11 protein-coding genes are annotated in these 22,914 nt (G+C 71.5%); 10 read left to right on the top strand and 1 reads right to left on the bottom strand.

The features are described from left to right. The first annotated feature begins 270 nt into the window (after positions 1-270). The 3 genes from ettA (at position 271) to LNK82_RS05985 (ending at position 10,900) form a co-directional block, all read left to right on the top strand. Positions 271-1,947, top strand: coding sequence for an energy-dependent translational throttle protein EttA (ettA, locus tag LNK82_RS05995; protein WP_230565925.1), 1,677 nt, complete (start codon positions 271-273; stop codon positions 1,945-1,947). An 18-nt stretch (positions 1,948-1,965) separates the two neighbouring features. Beyond that, positions 1,966-5,745 carry a hypothetical protein gene (locus LNK82_RS46600; protein ID WP_268995863.1) on the top strand — a complete coding sequence of 1,260 codons (3,780 nt, stop codon included), beginning with the start codon at positions 1,966-1,968 and terminating at the stop codon, positions 5,743-5,745. A 196-nt stretch (positions 5,746-5,941) separates the two neighbouring features. Beyond that, entirely contained in the window at positions 5,942-10,900 is a 4,959-nt protein-coding gene (locus LNK82_RS05985) for an NAD-glutamate dehydrogenase (RefSeq protein WP_230565924.1), read from the top strand. Positions 10,901-11,714: 814 nt separating this feature from the next. Here LNK82_RS05985 and LNK82_RS05980 read toward each other — a convergent pair. After that, positions 11,715-13,277: a carbohydrate-binding module family 20 domain-containing protein gene (locus tag LNK82_RS05980; protein ID WP_230565923.1), complete on the bottom strand. Its 1,563-nt coding sequence runs from the start codon at positions 13,275-13,277 to the stop codon at positions 11,715-11,717. Between the two features lie 217 nt (positions 13,278-13,494). On the opposite strand from LNK82_RS05980, the gene LNK82_RS05975 reads away from it, so the two are divergent. The 7 genes from LNK82_RS05975 to LNK82_RS05945 all read left to right on the top strand — a co-directional run bounded on the left by LNK82_RS05975 (position 13,495) and on the right by LNK82_RS05945 (position 22,898). Next, positions 13,495-15,045, top strand: a complete 1,551-nt coding sequence (locus tag LNK82_RS05975; RefSeq protein ID WP_230565922.1) for a glycoside hydrolase family 13 protein — start codon at positions 13,495-13,497, stop codon at positions 15,043-15,045. An 11-nt stretch (positions 15,046-15,056) separates the two neighbouring features. Continuing rightward, positions 15,057-16,049, top strand: coding sequence for a LacI family DNA-binding transcriptional regulator (locus LNK82_RS05970; protein ID WP_230565921.1), 993 nt, complete (start codon positions 15,057-15,059; stop codon positions 16,047-16,049). Positions 16,050-16,078: 29 nt separating this feature from the next. Then, entirely contained in the window at positions 16,079-16,999 is a 921-nt protein-coding gene (locus tag LNK82_RS05965; protein WP_230565920.1) for a DNA glycosylase AlkZ-like family protein, read from the top strand. A 51-nt stretch (positions 17,000-17,050) separates the two neighbouring features. Beyond that, entirely contained in the window at positions 17,051-17,482 is a 432-nt protein-coding gene (locus LNK82_RS05960) for an acyl-CoA thioesterase (RefSeq protein WP_230565919.1), read from the top strand. Continuing rightward, complete coding sequence (locus tag LNK82_RS05955; protein WP_230565918.1) at positions 17,475-18,101, top strand: DUF8010 domain-containing protein; 627 nt, start codon at positions 17,475-17,477, stop codon at positions 18,099-18,101. Before LNK82_RS05960 ends, LNK82_RS05955 begins: the two co-directional genes overlap by 8 nt. 97 nt (positions 18,102-18,198) lie before the next feature. Further along, positions 18,199-21,240, top strand: a complete 3,042-nt coding sequence (locus tag LNK82_RS05950; RefSeq protein WP_230565917.1) for an AfsR/SARP family transcriptional regulator — start codon at positions 18,199-18,201, stop codon at positions 21,238-21,240. A gap of 188 nt (positions 21,241-21,428) precedes the next feature. Continuing rightward, positions 21,429-22,898, top strand: a complete 1,470-nt coding sequence (locus tag LNK82_RS05945) for a glycoside hydrolase family 19 protein (RefSeq protein WP_230565916.1) — start codon at positions 21,429-21,431, stop codon at positions 22,896-22,898. Positions 22,899-22,914: the final 16 nt, after the last annotated feature.

Below are 22,914 nucleotides of genomic sequence, written 5' to 3'. Positions count from 1 at the left end.
GCGCGGGCAGTCGTCGCCGTTGCGAGCGTGGAGGAGGGAGGTCGTCGGGCCGGCGCCAGGGCCGGATCCGCACGCAGGCACCGGGGGTTGACAGCGCACCGAGTTCGCGCATCAGGTCGGAGTCGCTGGTCGCAGGGTCGCACCGGCCGGGCCCGGCGGTCGTGTAACGACTGTGGGTGACCCACGTTCGCGTTAACTCTGCGTTGTGCCCACGTCCGTTGCCGGCGTCCGAGGTTCGGGCCCGATCGGCACCGCTCTACGATCGCGGGCATGGCCGAGTACGTCTACACCATGAAGAAGGTGCGCAAGGCGCACGGGGACAAAGTCATCCTGGATGACGTCACCATCATGTTCCTCCCCGGTGCGAAGATCGGCGTTGTCGGTCCCAACGGCGCCGGTAAGTCGAGCGTGCTGAAGATCATGGCCGGCCTGGACACACCGGGCAACGGCGAGGCCTTCCTCGCGCCGGGCTACACGGTCGGCATCCTCCAGCAGGAGCCGCCTCTCAACGAGGAGAAGACCGTCCTGGGCAACGTCCAGGAGGGCCTCGGCGAGATCAAGGTGAAGCTCGACCGCTACAACGAGATCGCCGAGAAGATGGCCGTCGACTACTCCGACGAGCTGATGGAGGAGATGGGTCAACTCCAGGAAGACCTGGACCACGCGAACGCGTGGGACCTCGACTCCCAGCTGGAGCAGGCGATGGACGCCCTCCGGTGCCCGCCGCCCGACGCCGACGTCAAGACCCTCTCCGGTGGCGAGCGCCGCCGGGTCGCCCTGTGCAAGCTGCTGCTGAGCAAGCCGGACCTGCTGCTGCTCGACGAGCCCACCAACCACCTGGACGCGGAGAGCGTGCTGTGGCTGGAGCAGCACCTGGCGCAGTACGCGGGCGCGGTCCTGGCCGTCACCCACGACCGGTACTTCCTCGACAACCTCGCCGAGTGGATCCTGGAGCTCGACCGCGGCCGGGCCCACCCGTACGAGGGCAACTACTCCACCTACCTGGAGAAGAAGGCCGAGCGGCTGGCGGTCACCGGCAAGAAGGACCAGAAGCTGCAGAAGCGGCTGAAGGACGAGCTGGAGTGGGTCCGGTCGGGCGCCAAGGCCCGGCAGGCCAAGTCCAAGGCCCGCCTCGGCCGCTACGAGGAGATGGCCGCGGAGGCGGAGAAGACCCGCAAGCTCGACTTCGAGGAGATCCAGATCCCGCCGGGCCCGCGTCTGGGCAACGTCGTGGTCGAGGTGGACAAGCTGAAGAAGGGCTTCGGCGACCGGGTGCTGATCGACGGCCTGTCGTTCAGCCTGCCGCGCAACGGCATCGTCGGCGTCATCGGTCCGAACGGCGTCGGCAAGACGACGTTGTTCAAGACCATCGTGGGGCTGGAGGAGCCCGACTCGGGCGACGTCCGGATCGGCGAGACGGTCAAGCTGTCCTACGTCGACCAGAACCGCGGCGGCATCGACCCGAAGAAGAACGTGTGGGAGGTCGTCTCCGACGGCCTGGACTACATCCACGTCGGCAACGTCGAGATGCCGTCGCGGGCGTACGTCAGCGCGTTCGGCTTCAAGGGTCCGGACCAGCAGAAGCCGGCGGGCGTGCTCTCCGGCGGCGAGCGCAACCGGCTCAACCTGGCGCTGACCCTCAAGGAGGGCGGCAACCTGATCCTGCTGGACGAGCCGACGAACGACCTGGACGTCGAGACACTGGGCTCGCTGGAGAACGCCCTGGAGCAGTTCCCCGGCTGCGCCGTGGTCATCTCGCACGACCGGTGGTTCCTGGACCGCGTCGCCACGCACATCCTGGCGTGGGAGGGCACGGCCGAGAACCCGTCCAAGTGGTACTGGTTCGAGGGCAACTTCGAGGGCTACGAGAAGAACAAGGTCGAGCGCCTCGGCGCGGAGGCGGCCAGGCCGCACCGCGTCACCTACCGCAAGCTCACACGGGACTGAGAGCCGGGTACCTACATCGTGGCGGCCAGGGGCGAGGCGCAGGCGGACGTCGAGGTGAGCACGCTGGTCGTGCCCGCCTGGCGGTTGCGTTGGCGGGCACCGGAGCTTGCTCTGGTGCTGGGCGAACGCGCCGTCGCGCTCGCCTCCACCCGCCGTGACGAGGTCGACCGGTTGCGCGCGGAGGCCCTGGTGGTCTTCGCGAGCAACCGCATGGGCCGGGGCGTCCGCATCGCGGACCGGGCGTTGGACGCCCTCAAGGCGGCCGAGGCCGCGTCCGAGCGGGAAACGGCCTGGCGCCTGCGGGTCGAGTTGGCCGACAGCGCCAGGTCGGTCGGCGCGCCCCTCACGGGCTTCGCCGCCGTCCGGCCGGTGCTGGAAGCCGACGACGTCCCGCCGGGCCTGCGGGCCACGGCCCTCGTGCAGGCCGGCGAGTGCCTGGTCTCGGTCGGCCGCGGCGCGGCGCTGACCCAGGCGCTGGACGAAGCGGACCGCCTCTACCAGGCGGATCCGCTGCTGGACCACGACACGACCCTGTTGCACCGCGGCTTGCTGCGCGCGTCCGCCGCGGGCCAGCACCGCCGTTGGGGCGACCTGCAGGCGGCGGTCGCGTCGGCCCGTGACGGCCTGGCCGTGCTGGACCGGCTCAAGGAACCGGAGTCCGACAACGGCCAGGTCCGGGGCAGGCTGACGGTCGAACTCGTCTGCGCCCTGATGGACTTGAACAAGCCGGGCGAGGCGTCGGAGGTCGGCACCCCGTTGCTGGAACGCCCGGTGCGGGCTCCGTCCGCCTCCACCACCGGCTGGCTGCGACTGGCCCTGGCCACCAGGGTCCACCTGCCCGCCGGTCGCGTCGACCAGGCCCGCGACCTGCTCCGCGACGCCGCCGACAGCGCCGAGCGCCACCAGTTGGACACCCTCCTGGCGGAAAGCCTCCTGGCGCTGGCGCACGTCCACGAGGTGGCCGGCGACCTGACCGAGGCACTGGCCAACCTCCGCTCCGCCCACGCCGCCGAACGCAGGCGGGCCAGAGCGGTCTACGCCGTGCGCGCCAGACTGGCCGCCGAGTTCTCCGGCGTCCACCGCCGGCCGGCGGGCGGCCTGCACGACGAACTGGCCGCCCTGCTCCGCACCGGCACCCCGGCCGTGACGCCACCCACCACCGACCCCGACCTCGCCCCCGAGGCCAAGCAACAGCTCCGCCAGTGGCGTCCGGTCCAGATGCACCGCAACGAGGGCATCCGGGTGAAGCGCTCCCGCCGTGCGGCCGAGGACATGACGGTGGAAGGCCTCTCCGCCGCGAGGGCCCACGCCGCCGACCGCTGGCGCCTGGTCCAACCGTTCGGCGAGGCGGAAGACGACACCTCCCAACCGGGAGGCCGCCGCCGAGCCCCGGAACCGGAAACCCCACCACCACCCACCCACGGCCGCCCGGAACACGCCAGAAGCGGCCAGGCCAAGCCCACCAACACACCGCCCTCCGGCATCCCGAACCCCGGCGCCCACGCAGCCGCCGCAGCAGCGATGCCAAGTCCGGGCATCGGCAACGCCTTCATCAGCAAGCCGACCAGCACCCACCCGGGCGACCCAGGCAACCCGGGAACCGCCGGCGCCGCGCCCAACAGCCCTGGCCACCCCGTCACCTCGGACAAGGCCCCGGCCGCCGCCGACTCGGGCACCACGGGACCGAGCACGCCTGCGCCCACCGGCGGGATCGACAGCCCACCCTCTGGCATCCACGCCGGCGGCGCACCAGACGGCATCCACGCGAGCAGCTTCGGCACGGGCGCGGCCACCTCCGCCAGTGCCGCACCCGCCGGCACCCACACGCACACCGCGGGAACCGGCGATCCGACCGCAGGCCCAACCGAGTTCGACACCACCTCGGCCGGCGTTTACGGGCGCGGCGCAGGAGTTGGCGAGCAGGTGGCCGGCGGTGCGGGACTTGGTGGTGCGTCGGCCGGCATTCAGGCGCACGGCGAGGAGACCGGTGAGCCGGCGGCCGGCGCTGCCGGTCTGCTGGGCGGTGTGACGGGTGGTGCTGTGGCGGAGTCGGCTGATCAGGCTGCGACTTCGGCACACGGTGTGGGAGCTGGTGCTGTGCCGAACGTGGTTCCGGGGGCCGGCGTCGGCGGCGCGGGTGTTGGAGGTTTTCCTGGTACGTCGGGTGGCGCCGGCTCCTCGGCGGGGAGTGCCGCGGCCGATGGGCGTCAGGGTGCCGGTGAGCCCGCTGTTCGGCGGCCGGTCGGTGGTGCGGGGCTTGGCGGGGGTGGGTTCGGCATCGTGCAGCCCGAGGTCGGCGTGGAGCCTGATGCTCGTGAGAGCGGTGCCGGCGAGAGTGGTGCCGGCGAGAGTGGTGCCGGCGAGAGTGGTGCCGGCGAGAGTGGTGCCGGCGAGAGTGGTGCCGGCGAGAGTGGTGCCGGCGAGAGTGGTGCCGGCGAGAGTGGTGGTGGCGTTGCTCCTGCGGCCGGGCACGAGGGTGGCGAGCGGAGTGTGCCGGCGGCTGGGTTGATCGCTGCTGCGGGCGCTGTGCGCAGTGGGCGTCGACGGGCTGCTCGTGAGGCTGCCGAGGACGAAGGGGAGCGGTCGTCCGGTGACGCCGACCTCAGCGTGTTGGACACGCTGAAGGCCGCCGGGCTGCTCGACCCGCAGCGCGCCGGTGGACGGCGGCGTGCTCCCGACGCTGACGAGGAGGCCGTCGTTTCCGAGCCCGAGCCCGCGCGACAGCCCGAACCCGAGCAGGTGCAGTGGCGGGTGGAACCGCCGCCGCGGCTGCGTGGTGAGGCGCCGCCGCCCGTCGACATGTTCGACTCACCGACGATGGTCCAGCCCGCCGTGCGCGACGACGTGCCGCCGGTCGGGCTTGGCGCGGCCTTCGTGAAGGGGCCGCTCATCCCCACCGCCCGGGTGCCCGACCCACCCGACTACCCGTTGCCGCCCGTGCCCGACTTCGCCATGTCGTCGTCGGTGCCGGAGCAGGCCGTGCAGGCGGAGGAGGCCCAGCCGGTCTTCCCCTCGACGGACGTGGATTCGCCCGCCGAAGACCTGTCGGTGCCGGCACCGCAACCCGAGCCACAGCGCACACCACAGCCCGCGCCGCGACCCGAACCGCGACCTGAGCCACAACGAGAGCCGCGACCTGAGCCGCAGCCGGTGCCCCTGCCAGAGCCCGACCAGGTGCCCGGAGTCCCCGAGCCCGACCAGGTGCCGCCGGTCCCGGTGCCCGACCCGGTGCCGTACGACCCGTCCCCGGACACGCCGACGAGCACAACGACGACCACACCGCCGTCGGCGGAGTTCAGCCCGACCGGGTTCCTCGGCGCCGCCGACATCGAGCACGACGACGCACCCACCCACGCACCTCCACCCGCACCCGCACCCAGCGGAGCGACCGACGAGGTAACCGACGAAGCGACCGACAAGGCAGCCGGCGCGGCCGGCGGCGAAACGCCGAAAGACCCCTTCGTCACCGCCGTCGTGGTCGGCGGCAAGACGATCGACCTGCCGGCCATCGTCGTCGAACCGACACCGCCCACCCCCGGCTCACCCAGCGCCACCCGCGCCTCACGCCGCCACAAGAGCGACCTGAGCCTGGCCGAACTCCTCGCCGAGGCCCTCGTCGCCTATGAGGACGCCCGGCGCGAGGACGAAGCCGCCGGTCGCGTCGAGGTCGACGAGGACACCGTGCCGATCTCACCTGTCGGGACACCGCCGCCCGAATCCGAGAACGAGACCACCGCCCCGATCCAGCGCGTCGACCCACCGCGCCGGTTCGACACGTGGACTCTTCCCGAATCGTGAAATAAGTTGAGCTTCTAATAAGGTTTCCCGCCGGTAACAAAGCGGGAAATAGGCCATGTCACAAGTGAATTCCCAGCTTTCCGGCAAGTTGTTCGATTCAGTGCGAGGGTTGCGGCGAACGGGTTCGCGCTCGTCTGGTTAAGTGGTGCGCACACCCGGTACACAGACGTACCGCATAGCGTGGAGTCGCCTGAACATGACCTCGACTGGAGCCCCATCCCGATCCGAGCCCACCGCCCGCGACGTCGGCGCGGCGAGCTCGGCCAGTCCCGAACAGGCCCGTGACGAATTGATCGAACGTGCCGCCGCCAACGCCCCCGAGCTCGCCGACCTGATCCGCCTGTACTACCGCCACGTCCCGGCCGAGGAAGTCAACGACGACGACCCGGTCGACCTGGTGGGCGCGGTGCGCTCGAACTACCAGCTCGCCGAGACCCGGGTGCCGGGCCGTCCGGTCGTGCGGATCCTCAACCCGACCCGCGCGCACGACGGCTGGACGTGTCCGGCCACGGTGGTGCAGGTGGTCACCGACGACATGCCCTACCTGGTCGACTCGGTGGCCTCCGAGCTGACCCGCGGTGGCGTGCAGGTGCAACGGGTGGTGCACCCGATCGTCGTGGTGCGCCGTGACCTGGTCACGGGGGCGCTCCAGGAGGTCCTGCCGACCGCGGACCCGGCCGACCCGCCGGGCGACGCGCTGGCCGAGTCGTGGATGTACGTCGAGGTCGACCTGCTCACCGACCCGGACCGGGCGCGTGAGCTGGAAACCAGGCTGCACACCGTGCTCAACGACGTCCGCGAGGTCGTCGAGGACACCGACAAGATGGCCGGCATGGCGGGGCACCTGGCCGAACAGCTGGAGTCCGAACCGCCACCGCTGCCCAGCCACGAGGTGCAGGACGGCGCGAACCTGCTGCGCTGGCTGGCCGACGACCACTTCACGTTCCTCGGCTACCGCCAGTACGAGCTGGTCCGCGACGACCCGGCCACGGACGGCGAACCCGCGCTCAGGGCGGTCCTGGCGAGTGGTCTCGGGGTGCTCAGACAGGACAGCCTCGCGGCGCGCAGCCTGACGGCGGGCCCCGACGCGGGCGCCCAGGCACTGTCACCGGAACTGCTGGTCCTGACGCAGGCCAGCGCGCAGTCGAGCGTGCACCGGTCGGTGTACCCCTACTACGTCGGCGTGAAGACCTTCGACGCCGACGGCAACGTCTCCGGCGAGCACCGGTTCCTCGGCGTCTTCTCCACCACGGCCCTGCACGAGGACGTGCTGGACATCCCGGCCGTCGAACGCCGGGTCCGCGACGTCATCCACCGCGCCGGCTTCCCGCTGCACTCGTACTCGGGCCAGCGGATGCTCGAGGTGATCCAGAACTACCCGCGCACCGAGCTGTTCTCGGTCGACACGGACACGCTCTACCAGACCGTCACGGGCGTGATCGCGCTCGCCGAACGCCGCCGGCTGCGCCTGTTCCTGCGCCGCGACCCGTACGGCCGCTTCTACTCGTGCCTGGTCTACCTGCCGCGCGACCGCTACACCACGACGTCGCGGCTGGCCATGCAGGAAGTGCTGATCGACCAGCTCGGCGGCGTGAACCTGGAGTACAGCGCACGCGTCGGCGAGTCGGCGCTGGCCCGCGTGCACTTCACCGTGCACACCGACCCGAGCCGCCAGGCCGAGCCGGACGCCGCCCACATCCAGCAGCTGCTGGCCGAGGCCGTGCGGCTGTGGGACGACCGCATGGTCGAGGCGGTCATGGAGGACCACGGCGCGGCTCAGGGCGCGGAATCGTCCCCCGAAGCGGGCCAGCGGATCGCCGCGGCGTTCCCCGAGGCCTACAAGGAGGACTTCACCGCGGCCGAGGGCCTGGCGGACTTCCGGCGCATCGAGGCCCTCAAGGGCGGCGACCTGGACCTGGTGTTCTACACGCCGCGCGACGCCGAGCCGGGTGAACGGCGGTTCAAGCTGTTCCTCGTCGGCGCCCGGTTGACGCTGTCCGACGTGCTGCCGATGTTGCAGCGCATGGGCGTGGTCGTGGTGGACGAGCGCCCGTACGAACTGGTCCGCGACGACGGCGCCGAGTGCTGGATCTACGACTTCGGCCTGCGCATCGACCAGGCCACGCTGGACAAGCTGTCCAGCGAGGACTTCGAGTCGATCCGCACCCGCTTCCAGGACGCGTTCGCCGCCGCGTGGCGCGGCGAGGCCGAGGTGGACGGCTTCAACACGCTCGTGCTCAAGGCCGGCGTCACGTGGCAGCAGGCCGCGATGCTGCGCGCCTACGCCAAGTACCTGCGCCAGGCCGGCACCCCGTACAGCCAGGACTACATCGAGGACGCCGTCCTGGGGCACACCGAGGTCGCCACGGCCCTGGTGCGGCTGTTCGAGGCCCGGTTCGACCCCGCCCTGTCCGACGAACAGCGCTCCGGCCGCACCGAGCACCTGGTCGACGAGATCACCGAGATGATCGACGACGTGACCAGCCTGGACGCGGACCGCATCCTGCGCAGCCTGCTCACGCTGGTGCAGGCCACGCTGCGCACGAACTACTTCGTCCGCGACGTCGACGGCAACCCCCGCCCCTACCTGGCGGTCAAGCTGGACCCGCGCGCGATCCCGGACCTGCCCCAGCCGAGGCCCAGGTTCGAGATCTTCGTGTACTCGCCCCGCTTGGAAGGCGTGCACCTGCGCTTCGGCCCAGTGGCGCGCGGCGGTCTGCGCTGGTCCGACCGGCGTGAGGACTTCCGCACCGAGATCCTGGGCCTGGTGAAGGCGCAAGCCGTGAAGAACGCCGTGATCGTGCCGGTCGGCGCGAAGGGCGGCTTCGTGCTGAAGAAGCCGCCGGCGCCCACCGGCGACCCGGGCCAGGACCGCGAGCAGCTGCTGGCCGAGGGCATCGCCTGCTACCGCCAGTTCATCTCCGGCCTGCTCGACCTGACCGACAACCTCAACTCCGGCACGGTCCTGCCCGCGCCGCAGGTCGTCCGGCACGACGGCGACGACTCGTACCTGGTGGTCGCGGCGGACAAGGGCACGGCGTCGTTCTCCGACATCGCCAACGAGGTCTCCAAGTCCTACGGCTTCTGGCTGGGCGACGCGTTCGCGTCCGGCGGTTCCGTCGGCTACGACCACAAGGCCATGGGCATCACCGCCAAGGGCGCGTGGGAGAGCGTGAAGCGCCACTTCCGCGAACTGGGCACGGACACGCAGTCCGAGGAGTTCAGCGTCGTCGGCGTCGGCGACATGTCCGGTGACGTGTTCGGCAACGGCATGCTGCTGTCCGAGCACATCCGCCTGGTGGCCGCGTTCGACCACCGCCACATCTTCATCGACCCGAACCCGACCGCCGCCACGAGCTTCACCGAGCGCAAGCGCCTGTTCGAGCTGCCCCGCTCCTCCTGGGACGACTACGACCGCTCCCTGATCAGCGCCGGCGGCGGCGTGTGGCCGCGCACGGCCAAGTCGATCCCGGTCTCCGAGCAGGCCCGCGAAGCCCTGGGCCTGCCCGAGGGCGTGGCCAAGCTGTCGCCGCAGGAGCTGATGAAGGCGATCCTGCTCGCGCCCGTCGACCTGCTCTGGAACGGCGGCATCGGCACCTACGTCAAGGCGGGCGCCGAGTCGCACGCCGAGGTCGGGGACAAGGCCAACGACGCGATCCGCGTCAACGGCGCCGACCTGCGCGTCAAGGTCATCGGCGAGGGCGGCAACCTCGGCCTGACCCAGCGCGGTCGCATCGAGTTCGCCCGCAACGGCGGCAAGGTCAACACCGACGCGCTCGACAACTCCGCCGGTGTCGACTGCTCCGACCACGAGGTCAACATCAAGATCCTGCTCGACGAGCTGGTCCGCGACGGCAAGCTCGACCAGGACCAGCGCAACGAGCTGCTGGGCCAGATGACCGACGAGGTCGGCGAGCTGGTCCTCGCCGACAACTACTCGCAGAACTCCGTGCTCGGCGTCTCCCGCGCCCACGCCGCGCCGATGCTCTCGGTGCACGCGCGCCTGGTCGCGGACCTCGAACAACGCGGCGTCCTCGACCGCACGCTCGAAGCGCTGCCGAGCACCGCGGAGTTCAAGGCGCTGGAGAAGGCGGGCGACGGCCTCACCTCGCCCGAACTGGCCACGCTCCTGGCACACGTGAAGCTCGCGCTGAAGGAGGAGGTGCTGGCCAGCGACCTGCCGACGATCGACGTCCTCGCCCGCCGCCTGCCCGACTACTTCCCGAGCGAGCTGCGGGAGCGGTTCGCCGACGCCATCGGCAACCACCCGCTGTCCCGCGAGATCATCACGACCGTCCTGGTCAACGAGGTCGTCGACGGCGGCGGCGTGTCGTACGCGTTCCGCCTGGCCGAGGAGATCAGCGCCTCCGCCACCGACGCGGTGCGCGCCTACACCGTCGTGACCGCGATCTACGACCTGCCGTCGATCTGGCAGCAGATCCGCGCCCTGGACAACGTCGTGCCGACCGACGTCCAGGACGACATGGTGCTGGAAACGCGCCGCCTGCTGGACCGCGCGTCGCGCTGGCTGCTCACCAACCGCCCCCAGCCACTGGCGGTCGGCTCCACGATCAGCCGCTTCGCCCCCGTGGTCAGCTCCCTGGCCCCGCGCGCCATCGACCTGCTCCAAGGTCACGAGAAGGAATCCGTGATCGAGCACGTCGAGCGCCTGGTCGGCCAGGGCGTGCCCGTCGAACTGGCCCGCCGCGTCGCCGGACTGCTCTTCACCTACGGGCTGCTCGACGTCACGGAGGTCGCCGAACTCGCCGAGCGCGAGGAAGGCGAGGGCGCAACCGGCCAGGAGCGCACGCACCAGGAGACGGCCGAGGTCTACTTCGCGCTGTCGGACCACCTGGACGTCGACCGGATGCTCAGCTCGGTCTCGAACCTGGAACGCCTCAACCGCTGGCACTCGCTGGCACGCCTGGCACTGCGCGACGACTTCTACTCCTCGCTGCGCTCGATCACGATCGACGTCCTGCGCTCCGCCGATCCGGGCGACACCCCGGAGGAGAAGATCGCGACCTGGGAACAGGCCAACTCCCCGCGCCTGAGCCGCGCCCGCGCCGCCCTCGCCGAGATCAACCGGGTCAGCAAACCCGACCTGGCCACCCTCTCCGTCGCCGCCCGCCAAGTCCGCAGCATGATCCGCTGACCCCCGCCAGGGCACCGCACCCGCCGTGCCCTGGCGGCCCACCCCGTCCACTGACACGAAGTCCTTCCCCCAAACGGAAGGGCTTCGTGTCGTCCCGCCGACCTGGCGCAGCCCTACCGCGCGTGTCAAGGGGGGCGCTGTCCCACCTCTACCTGTCGGCGTTCACTGATGCCGCCCCCCTTGATACGTGTGGCAGCCCTTGTGGAGGTCGGTGGGATGACACGAAACCCGACCAACAACGGACCCGGCGCCGAACCACCCACCCCGCCGTCATCCTGCTGATCTGCCCGTCCGGCGAGGACGCTTTTCTCTTTTGCTCTTCTTCTCTTGATCCTGGCGTCGAACAGCCTTGCCCGAGCGCTCTCCAGGCCTCGCCGCCGGGGGCAATCAACTCCGGGACATGTTCCTGGACCGGGCCGGGCAGGCCCCGCACCCGGACTGGGAGACGTCACGGAATGCTTCGTCGCGAACCTGCGACAAGCCGTGGGCAACGACACGGAGCACCACTCCGGATCAACCACCCGCAGGTCGGGGAACTGACCCTCGACCGGGAACGCCTGGCCATCAGCGGAACCAAGGGCCTGATGCCCGTCGTGTACCACCCGGACCCGGCATCCGACGACGCGGGAAAACCGGCACTTCCAGCCTCCGCGGACTTGCCGACCAAACGCCCCGGCAGAACCGAGCCGAATTGGGCCGCACCGGACCGACCGTCGAAACCCTGCGCTGAGCCAGGCGGGAAAACACACCCCGCCCGGCCCAACCCGACTCAACCAACCCTCTGACTACGTCACCTATCCCGACCTGACTACGCCTAACTGCGCCACGTATCCGACAACGTCACCGGCGACGTCGCAGACCGATTCGTCCCGCTCTCCCACGTCACCGCACCACCACCGTCCTTCCGGATGTACTTGTACTGGAACGACGTCCCCGCCGGCAGCGACACCGACCCCCGCCACGTCGGATAGGTCGCCGCCGACAACGCCACCGCCGCGCCGGTGTTCCACGCACCCAACGCCGGGTGGTCGCCGACCACGAAGATGTTCTGCCCCAACGACGTCGTGGCGCTCACCGCGAACGACGTCGTCCCCGCCGGCGGGTTGCCCACCCCGGTCGCCCCGACGTGCAGCGCCAACGCCTCACCCGCGCCCAAAGTCGCGGTGAACTGCCCGTTCGACCCGACCGAAACCGCCGCGCACCCGTCCTGCTGCACGTTGCAGTACGACCCGGCCGGCAGCGACGTCTGGAACGTCCGCGTCATCGCCGCCGACTCGCGGTTGATCGCGACGAAGCCCTTGTTGCCCCGCCCGAACGCGATGGCGTCGCCGCCGTTGTCCCACCAGTTCACGACCGCCGTCCCGGCCACCGTGTTGCGGAACTGGACCATCGACGCGATCTGCGTCCACCGGTGCTGGCACTTCCACCCGGACGTGTAGCACTCCGACCCGGACGGCGGCCCGGCGTCGTGCGACGAGAACTCGTAGCCCGAGTACACGTTCGGCGACCCGTAGGGCCACGCCAGCATGAACACGTTCGCCAACGTGTAAGTCGACCCATCCTTGTACGTCAACGTCGACCCATTGCGCTCCGTGTCCCAGTTGTCCACGAACGACCGCGCCTGACCGCTCGCCAGGTAGCCCCACGCCTGCCCGAACGTGCTCAGGTACGCCAGGTTCTCGTTGTTGAAGATCCGCTTGATGTCGTAGGCGTACCGGAACTCGTCCACGTCACCCGATCCGGTGTACTCGCCGGGCTGCACGGCCTCACCGGCCCCGTAGATCACCTCGTGCACCCAGAAGACACCCGGGTTGCTCAGCCGCGACTTGATCGCGGCCAGGTCCGCCGCCGGCATGTGCTTGGCCGCGTCGATCCGGAACCCGTCGACACCCATCGCGATCAGCGAGTTCAGGTACGACGCGATCTTGCCCCGCACGTAGTCGCTGCCGGTGTTCAGGTCCGACAACCCGACCAACTCGCAGTTCTGCACGTTGTCCCGGTTGCGGTAGTCGCTGATGTGCGACCGGCACGAGTGGAAGTCCCAGTCGCTGTAGATGCCGGGGTAGTTGTACTTCGCGTACGACGAGCCGCCGGTCCCCGTGCCCGACCCGGCGCTCATGTGGTTGATCACCGCGTCCGCGATGACCTTCACGCCCGCCGCGTGGCAGGTGTTCACCATGTTCCGGAACGCGGCCTCGTCACCCAAGCGCCCCGCGATGCGGTAGCTGACCGGCTGGTACGAGGTCCACCACTGGGGCCCCTGGATGTGCTCGGTGGCCGGCGAGACCTCCACGAACCCGTAGCCGCGAGGGCCGAGCACGTTCGTGCACTCACTGGCCACCCGCGCGAACGGCCACTGGAACAGGGTCGCGGTCACGTCCTTCGCGGACGGCGGCGTTGCAAAACTTTGCGGAACCGCCAAAAGGCTGAACAGGAGTACGGCTATCGCGCCCAAGGCGCGTCGACTTGAGGAAACCACGATGTCTCCTAGCTGGCAGGGATGTGCTCTAGGTCATACCAGCTGCCAGACTTGCTGAAAACACTTGCAAAGTATTTCATTGCCCTCCGGCGGAACCGATCCGGAAGGACACCCCATGACGCAGGACTGGTGGCGCGATGCCGTCATCTACCAGGTCTACGTGCGCAGCTTCGCCGACTCGGACGGCGACGGTGTCGGTGACCTGCCCGGCATCCGCTCCCGGCTGCCCTACCTGGCCGACCTCGGCGTGGACGCCGTCTGGATCACGCCGTTCTACTCCTCCCCGATGGCCGACGGCGGCTACGACGTCGCCGACTACCGGACCGTCGACCCGCTGTTCGGCTCGAACGACGACGCCAAGGCCCTCGTCGAGGACGCGCACGCCCTCGGCATCCGCGTGATCGTCGACCTGGTCCCCAACCACACCAGCGACCGGCACGCGTGGTTCCGACAGGCCCTCGACGCCGCGCCGGGCTCCCCGGAACGTGCCCGCTACCACTTCCGCGACGGCCGCGGCGAGCAGCCGCCGAACGACTGGGAGTCCGTCTTCGGCGGCCCCGCCTGGACGCAGGTCCCGGACGGCCAGTGGTACCTCCACCTCTTCGCGCCCGAGCAGCCGGACCTGAACTGGGACCAGCCGGAGGTGCGCGACGAGTTCCTCGACGTGCTGCGCTTCTGGCTCGACCTCGGCGTGGACGGCTTCCGCATCGACGTCGCGCACGGCATGGTCAAGGCCGACGGCCTGCCCGACGTCGGCACGCCCGGCCACCTCAAGCTGCTGGGCACGGAGGCGCTGCCGTTCTTCGACCAGGACGGCGTGCACGAGATCTACCGCGACTGGCGCAAGGTGCTCGACTCCTACCCGGGCAACCGGGTCGGCGTGGCCGAGGCGTGGACGCCGAGCCCCGAGCGCACCGCCCGCTACCTGCGCTCCGACGAGCTGCACCAGGCGTTCAACTTCCACTACCTGACCGCCGAGTGGGCCGCCGCCGACCTCAAGCAGGTCATCGACGACTCGCTGGCCGCGATGAGGCCGGTCGCCGCGCCGACCACGTGGGTGCTGTCCAACCACGACGTGCAGCGGCACGTGACGCGGTACGGCAGCGTGGCGCGCGCCCGTGCCGCCGCGATGCTCATGCTCGCCCTGCCCGGCAGCGCGTACGTCTACCAGGGCGAGGAACTGGGCCTGCCCGAGGTGCTCGACCTGCCCGAGGACGTCCTCCAGGACCCGGTGTGGGAGCGGTCCGGCCACACCGACCGGGGCCGTGACGGTTGCCGCGTGCCGATCCCGTGGACGGCGGACGGCCCGTCGTTCGGCTTCGGCGACGGCGGCTCGTGGCTGCCGCAGCCCTCCACCTGGGCCGACCTCAGCGTGGCGAGCCAGCTCGGCGACCCGAACTCCGTGCTGGAGCTCTACCGCAGCGCGCTGCGCGTGCGGCGGGAGCACCCGGACCTCGGTGCGGGCTCCGAGGTGGAGTGGCTGGACGTGCCCGAAGGCGTGCTGTCGTTCCGCCGCGGCGCCTTCACGTGCGTGGTGAACTTCGGTCCTGACGTGGCACGTCTGCCCGCCGACGGCGAGGTGCTGCTCGCCTCGGGTGGTCACGCGACCGAAGACGCGGACGTCCTCGTGCCGCCGGACACGACCGTGTGGCTCTCGCGCCCGTAGAGTCACCCGGTGTGACAGCGCGGCTCAGTGACATCGCGACCCAGGCAGGCGTGAGCGAGGCGACGGTCAGCCGAGTGGTCAACGGCAAGCCAGGCGTCTCGGCCACCACCCGCCAGGCCGTGGTCGCCGCGATGGACGTGCTCGGCTACGAGCGCCCGCCCAGGCTCCGCCAGCGCAGCGCCGGGTTGATCGGGTTGATCACCCCCGAGTTGAACAACCCGATCTTCCCGGCGCTCGCGCAGGTCATAGAGCAGGTGCTGACCCGTGACGGCTACACGCCGGTGCTGTGCACGCAGACGCCCGGCGGCTCGACCGAGGACCAGCTGACCGAGATGCTGGTCGACCGGGGCGTGACCGGGATCGTCTTCGTGTCCGGCCTGCACGCCGACACGACCGCCGACAAGGACCGGTACGTCAAGCTGGCCGGCCGCGGCGTGCCGTTCGTGATGATCAACGGTTACACCGACCAGGTGTCCGCGCCGTTCGTCTCGGTGGACAACCGCGCCGCGGTCCGGTTGGCGGTCACCCACCTGGTCGAACTCGGGCACGAGATGATCGGGCTGGCCGTCGGGCCGCCGCGGTTCGTGCCCCCGCTGCGCATGGTGGAGGGCTTCACGCTCGTCCGCCCGCAGGCCTCCGACCTCGTGGAGCACTCCCTGTTCACGGTCGAGGGCGGCCAGGCCGCGGCCAACGCCCTGCTGGACCGCGGCTGCACGGCGATCGTGTGCGGCAGCGACCTGATGGCGTTCGGCGCGATCCGCGCGGCCCGCGACCGGGGCCTGAACGTGCCGCGCGACGTGTCCGTCGTCGGCTTCGACGACTCGCCGCTGATCGTGTTCGCCGACCCGCCGCTGACCACGATCCGCCAGCCGGTCGAGGCGATGGGGCAGGCCGCCGTGCACGCGTTGCTGGAGGAGATCGGCGGCACGCCCGCACCGCACGCGGAGTTCGTGTTCCAGCCGGAACTGGTGGTGCGCGGCTCGACCGGCGCGCGCCCGAGATGAACTCTCCCCAGCAGACCCTCGCGCAACGGATGCGGGCCCAACGCCTCTCGCACCCCGCCTCCGATGCCACGGACCTGCTCACCTCGATCTTCGCCCTCCAAGCGCAGGACGTCCCGGCCGCACGGCTCGCAGCGCGCGCTCGGGGCGTGAGGTCCCTCGACGGCCCTCTGGTGCGCACGTGGGCCATGCGCGGCACCCTCCACCTGCTCCACGAGGACGACCTGTGGGTCGTGAACCTCCTCGGCCCGATCTCCATCGCCGCCGGACGACGTCGCCGCGAGCAACTCGGCCTCACCGATGAGCTGTGCGAGCGCGCGCTACCCGCGCTCCGCGAAGTCCTGACCGAGCCGCTGGCACGCGCCGAACTCGTGCGCCGCCTCGCCGACGTCGGCATCGCCCTCGACCCGAAGTCCCAGGCACCCGCGCACCTGCTGGCGTTCGCCGCGAACTCCGGCGCGCTGTGCCGGGGCCTGGACGATACCTACCGCCTCCTGCGCATCGAGTGCGAACCCCGCGGCGTGGACGAGCTGTGGCGGCGCTACCGACGTGCCTACGGCCCGGCCACGCCCGACGACTTCGCCGCGTGGAGCGGCCTGCCGAAGCGGATGCTCAAAGAGCTCGAGGCGGCAGCCGACCCAGCCGACCCGACCGACCCCGCGCACCCGACCGGCACGGTCCGCATGCTCGGCCACTTCGACCCCTACCTGCTCGGCTACCGCGACCGCTCCCTCGCGCTCGACCCCGAGCACGCGCCGCTCGTGCAGACCGGCGGCGGTTTCCTCACCCCGCACGTCGTCGTGGACGGCCGCGTCGTCGCTGTCTGGCGGCGGGACGGCGCGGTCTTCACCGTGCGGCCGTTCAGCGGGCACCCCGACCGCCCGGACGTCACGGACGAGGTCGCCGACCTGGGCCGATTCCTCGACCTGGACGCGCGCTTAACCTGGGCGTAGCACGTGGATAAGGTCACTGCCACGCATCGACGAGCGGGAGGCGCGTTCAACTTGGGTGTGTTCGTCACGGGTGTGCGCCCGCGCTGGTCGGACATGGACGCCTTCGGCCACGTCAACCACGCCAACACGGTGACCCTGCTGGAAGAGGCGCGCATCGACCTGCTGTTCACCGAGGCCGCCAGGCACGGCGTGCCGGAGATGTCGCACGGCATGGTCGTCGCCCGGCTCGTGGTGGACTACCTCGCGCCGGTCGTGTTCACCGGCGGCGAGGTCGTGGTGGAGATGTCCGTGCGGGAATTGAAGTCCGCGTCCTTCACGTTGGACTACACGGTCCGCGGCGGCCGCCAGGAGGGCAGCGCCGTCGTCACGACGGCCGAGACCCTGATGGTCCCGTACAACCTGACGGCCGGACGCCCGCGCCGTCTACTCGAAGCCGAGCGCGACTTCCTCGCGGGCTGGCGTGCCGGAGGTAATGGTGCCTGAGCTGGTCCTCGCCGATCCCGCCGAGCGGGACGACCTCGGCGCGTTCGTCGCCCGTGCCGTCCGGTTGGACGGCCAAGCCGTGGTGCGGCTGCGCAACCGCCCGTCCGCCGACCTGGTCGACGCGTGGGTGGCGACCCCGTTCGACACCCTGGCCACCCGGACCGTCGCCGGCCGGATCACGCCGAACGACGTCACGGTGTCCGGCACCGACCTGCTCACCGGCCTGGCCGTGGTGCGCAGCGAGACCGTCGACCCCGGTCCGGCGCGCGACATGATGTGGCGCTCGGCGCTGCCGCCGGTGGCGGGCTGGCTCCCGGTCGACCGGCTGCCCGGCAGCGTCGTGTCGGAGCTGGCGGAGAAGGGCGTCGAGGTGGCGCGGGAGAACGCGGGCCCGCGCGGCACGCCGCCCGCCTCGCTGCTGGACCAGACCGTGATCACGGTGAGCGGTTCCGGGTTGGACGTGAAGGTGCCGATGCGGTGCCTGTTCGCGTTGTCGGGCATGGGCTTCCTGGGCGGTGACGACGTGCGCATCACGGCCACGGACTCGTGGCTGCGCATCGACGCCCGGTTCGGCGCGGTGGTCCGCCGCCGCCACTCCATGCTGCCGCTGCTGGTCTGAGGCTCACGCCGCTCGCCTGACCTGTCACTCCTCCGGGTGCTCTTCGTCGCCTCCGCCGGCTACTGTGGGCCGGTTGGCGGCGTCACGGGGGGCATGGGTGGAGTTCAAGGTTCTGGGGCCGGTCGAGGCGTGGGTGGAAGGCAGGTCGGTGGCGGTCGGGGGACCCAAGCCCAAGACCCTGCTGGCGTTGCTGGCGATCCACGCGGGCCGCGTCGTGTCGCTCGACCAGCTGGTCGACGCGATGTGGGGCGAGCAGCCGCCGGACCAGTCGCGATCGGCGATCTACACCTACGTCTCGTCGCTGCGCCGCAGCCTGGGTGACGTGCTGTCGCGCTCCGGCGGCGGGTACCTGCTGGCCGCCGACCTCGACGAGGTGGACCTGCACGTGTTCACCGCCGAGGTCACCGAGGGCCGCAAGGCGCTGGCCGAGGGCGACCTCGAACGCGCGGCGTTCCGGTTCGCGACCGCCCTCGCCGCGTGGCGCGGCACCCCGCTGGGCGGCGCGCAGGGCGCCTGGGCCGAGGGCGAGCGCTCGCGCCTGGAAGAGATGCGCCTCGCCGCGCTGGAGGACCGGTTCGACGCCGACCTCGCGATCGGGCGCGGCGAGTCGCTGGTCGCCGAGCTGAGCGCGGCCGTGGCCGAGAACCCGCTGCGGGAGCGGTTGCGCAGCCAGCTCATGCTGGCCCTGCACCACGCGGGACGGCAGGCGGACGCCCTCGCGTGCTACCAGGACGGCAGGCGGGTCCTGCTCGACGAGCTGGGCCTGGAACCGGGACCGGCGCTGCGGGCGACCCACGAGCGCATCCTGCGCGGCGACGCGGACGCGCGCACGGCGGAGCCCGCGCCCCGCGCCGCGCCGACGCCCAGCCAGCTGCCGTTCGACATCGGCGACTTCACCGGCCGGGTCGCCGAGCAGGAACGCCTGGTGGCGCGGCTGACCGCGGACACCGGCTCGGTGCGGGTGTGCGCGATCTCCGGCCAGCCCGGCGCGGGCAAGTCCACGTTGGCCGCGCACGTCGCCCACGTCGTGCGCGACCACTTCACCGACGGCCAGCTCTACGCGAACCTGCGCGGGGTGCAGGCCGTGCCCGCCGACCCGGCCGAGGTGCTGGCGGGTTTCCTGCGCGCCCTCGGCGTCGCCGATCCCGCCATCCCCGCGGACCTGGAGGAACGCGCCCAGCTCTACCGCACCCTGGTCGCCGACCGGCGGGTGCTGATCGTGCTGGACGACGCCCGCGACGAGCGCCAGATCCGCGCGCTGCTGCCCGGCGGCGCGACGTGCGCCCTGCTGGTGAGCAGCCGCGAGCGGATGAGCGCGCTCAGCGGCGCGGCCCAGCTGCACCTGCGCGTGCTGCGCGACGAGGAAGCCGTGGAGCTGCTCGACCGCGTGGTCGGCGACGACCGGGTGACCGCCGAGCCCGACGCCGCCGGCGAGATCATCCGGCTGTGCGGCAACCTGCCGCTGGCGCTGCGCATCGCGGGGGCCCGGCTCGCCGCCCGGCCGCAGTGGAAGCTGTCCCGGCTGGCCGAACGGCTGGGCGTGCAGCGGCGCGTGCTGCAGGAGCTGACCCTGGGCGACCTGGAGGTGCGGGGCAGCCTCGCGCTGAGCTACGACGGCCTGGGCGAGCGGGAGCGCACGGCGTTGCGCCGGCTCGGGCTGCTGGACGTGTCCACGTTCGGCGGCTGGCTGCTCGCGCCGCTGCTCGACTGCGGCCCGGACGAGGCCGAGGAGGTCGCGGAACGGCTCGTCGACTCGCAACTGCTCGACATCGCCGCCACCGACGACGGTTCCGCCCTGCGCTACCGCCTGCACGACCTGACCCGGGCGTTCGTCCGCGAACGCGGCGAGGCCGAAGAACCGCCGGCGGAGGCGAAGTCGGCCTGCGCGCGTGCCGCCGAGGCGTGGCTGTCGCTGGTGGAGCTGGCGGGCAGCCGGATGCCGCACGCGCACTTCGGCGGCACGCCGGTCGCGCTCGACCCCCGCTACTTCGACCGTGACGCGGCCGACGACGTGGTCGCCGACCCCGAGGGGTGGTTCGACGCCGAGCAGGCGGGCCTGGTCGGCGTCGTGGAGCGGGTGGCCGAGCTGGACCTCACCGACGTGGCCACCCGCCTGGCGGCGACGCTGTGCTCGTCCCGGTTCGCCGTGCGCAACCTGTTCGGCCAGTGGTGGCGGACGCACTCCTCGGCGCTGGAGGCGGCCCGGCGCACGGGCGACCGGGCGGGCGAGGCGCGGCTGCTGTCCGGCCTGGGCTGGCTGTGCTACGAGCAGGACCGCTTCGACGACGCCGCGCGGTACTACGAGCAAGCGCTCGACGCCTTCCGCGAGGCCGACGACGCCCTGGGCGAGGCGACGGCCCGGCTGTCGCTGAGCACCGTGATGCGCGAGCACGGCGAGCTCGACCGCGCCGCCGAGCTGCTGGACCTGGCGCTGCCCGTGCTGCGGTCCCACGGCGAACGGCGCCTGGTCGCGCAGGCCCTGCACGGCCTGGGGCGCGTGCTGACCGAGCGGGGCGAGCTGGACGGGGCGCTGGAGAACTGCGTGCGGACGCTCGAGCTCTACCGAGAGCTGGGCGACCGGCACAGCGAGGCCATCGCGCTGCGCTCGGTGGGCATCGTGCACCGGGCCGCCGGCCGCTGGGACGAGGCCGACGAGCACTGCGCCGAGGCGGTGGGCGTGCTGCGCGCCCTGGGCGACCGGCTGATGTCCGCGTACGCCGTGCAGGCGCTGGCCAAGGTCCGCATCCGACGGGGGCGCGCCGACGCCGTCCGCAGCGACCTGCTCGAGTGCCTGAGCACGTGCGGCGAGATGCAGGACGGCTTCGGCCAGGCGCTCGTGCTGCGCACCCTCGGCGAGCTGGAGCTGGCCGCCGGCCGGCCGGACATGGCCCGCCGCTACCTGGACCAGGCGCTGCACCGGTGGGGGGCACTGGCCCTGCCGGTGTGGCGGGCCAGGACGCTGCGGGACCTCTCCACCGCGTACACCGCCCTCGGCGAGCCGGCCGCCGCCGAGGGAGCTTGGACCGAGGCGTTGGCGATCTTCACCGCGCACGGCAGCCGCGAGGCGCGCGAACCGCGCCCGTCGACCCCCGCCGTGCCGCGTCGAGCGCTCTGGGAGGAGCCCGTGCGGGCGTCCTGAACGGTCTCGGAGGAGCTCGCGCGGGCGTCCTGACCAGCGACGACGAAGGGCTGGGAGCCACGTGCTCCCAGCCCTTCCGCTTGTCCGGACCGATCTCAAAACAACCTCAAAACGCGCTTTGAGCTTTCTCGCAGGACTCGGCGACAAGGTTGTGCCAACACCGGGGCACCAACCGAGAAGGAGCCGAGATGAAGGTCCTCACCAGCACCAACGCCACCCGCGTCGCCGCCGCTGCGGTCGTGGTCGGCCTGCTGACCGCGGGCCTCTCCGCGACCGGGCTCGCCACCGCCGCCCAGGCCGCCGAGCTGCCGGTCGGGTCCAGCCGCGTCGGCGTGCTGTCCACCTCCGGTGACGTGCACATCAAGGAAGGCACGCTGCACGCCTCCTGGCTCGAGAACGTGTCGACCGGGATCGAGAAGTTCGAGGTGGCGGGCGACCGCGTCGGCGTGCTGGATACCGGCGGCAGGCTGTGGGTGAAGGAGGGGAACCTCTGGGCCGGCTGGGCGCACCAGGCCGACGGGGTCGAGGACTTCCGCCTCGCCGGCCACCGCATCGGCATCGTCCGCACCGACGGCACGGCCGCGGTGAAGGAGGGCGGTCTCCAGGCCGGCTGGTCCGAACAGGCCAACGGGGTGCGGGAAGTGGAGATCACCCCCGACCGCATCGGCATCGTCGGCCACGACGGCTCGGTCAACGTCAAGGAGGGTGGCCTCGACGCCGGGTGGGTCCCGCAGATCGGCGGGGTCGCCGACCTGGAGCTGTCGGGCGACCGGGTCGGCGTGCTGCGCACCGACGGCACGGTCGCGGTGAAGGAGTCCAACCTCTGGTCCGACTGGGTCGAGCAGACCAACGGCGTCACCGACCTGGAGCTGTCCGGCAGCCACATCGGCGTCGTGCTGGCCAACGGGCTGGCCACGGTGAAGGAGGGCAACCTCTACTCGGCGTGGGTGAACCAGCTCGGTGACGCGAAGGACATCGAGATCTCGGGCGACCGCATCGGCGTGCTGCGGACCAACGGCACCGCGGTCGTGAAGGACGGCGGCGTCTACGGCCCGTGGGTCGAGCAGACCAACGGGGTCGAGCAGCTCCGCCTGGCCACGGCAGCGCCCGCTTCCGCCGCCGGCCACGTGACGATCAACGACATCACCGCCGTCTACGGCTCCGCGTACGCCACCGACACCGTCGCCGCCGGTCTGCCCGGCCTCAACGAAGTCATGGCCCAGAAGGGCATCACCACCCCGACCCGCAAGGCCGCGTTCCTGGCGACCCTCAAGCACGAGAGCGGCTTCCGCTACAACGCCGGCGAGGCGGGCAGCACCGCGCCCTACCGCGGTCGCGGCTTCATCCAGCTGACCGGGCAGTACAACTACCAGTCCGCCGGCGCGAGCCTCGGCCACGACTTCCTGAACAACCCGTCCGACGCCGCCTCGCTCCAGTGGAGCGCCAGGATCGCCGGCTGGTACTGGACGGTCGCCCGCAACATCAACGCCGCCGCCGACGCCTACGACATGGGCGCGGTCGGCCGCGCGATCGGCTACTCGTACGCGCTCGACCCCACCGAGTCGAACAACCGCTGCGCCTCCTACAAGCGGGCGCTCGCCCACTTCAACGGCGGCAGCCTGCCGGTCCCCGAGTCCGCCATCAACTGCAACCGCTGACCCTCGCCCCAACCCC

Origin of the sequence: Saccharothrix luteola (assembly GCF_020859565.1) — a bacterium.
Classification (GTDB): Bacteria; Actinomycetota; Actinomycetes; order Mycobacteriales; family Pseudonocardiaceae; genus Actinosynnema; species Actinosynnema luteola.
Note: the sequence above shows the minus strand (reverse complement) of the source record. Positions and strands in the feature narration are given on the sequence as shown.

Excerpts from the sequence above, each read along its gene's own strand:
- LNK82_RS05985 (WP_230565924.1), top strand. The coding sequence starts at position 5,942 with ATGACCTCGACTGGAGCCCCATCCCGATCCGAGCCCACCGCCCGCGAC.
- LNK82_RS05975 (WP_230565922.1), top strand. The coding sequence starts at position 13,495 with ATGACGCAGGACTGGTGGCGCGATGCCGTCATCTACCAGGTCTACGTG.
- LNK82_RS05965 (WP_230565920.1), top strand. The coding sequence starts at position 16,079 with ATGCGGGCCCAACGCCTCTCGCACCCCGCCTCCGATGCCACGGACCTG.
- LNK82_RS05945 (WP_230565916.1), top strand. The coding sequence starts at position 21,429 with ATGAAGGTCCTCACCAGCACCAACGCCACCCGCGTCGCCGCCGCTGCG.
- ettA (WP_230565925.1), top strand. The coding sequence starts at position 271 with ATGGCCGAGTACGTCTACACCATGAAGAAGGTGCGCAAGGCGCACGGG.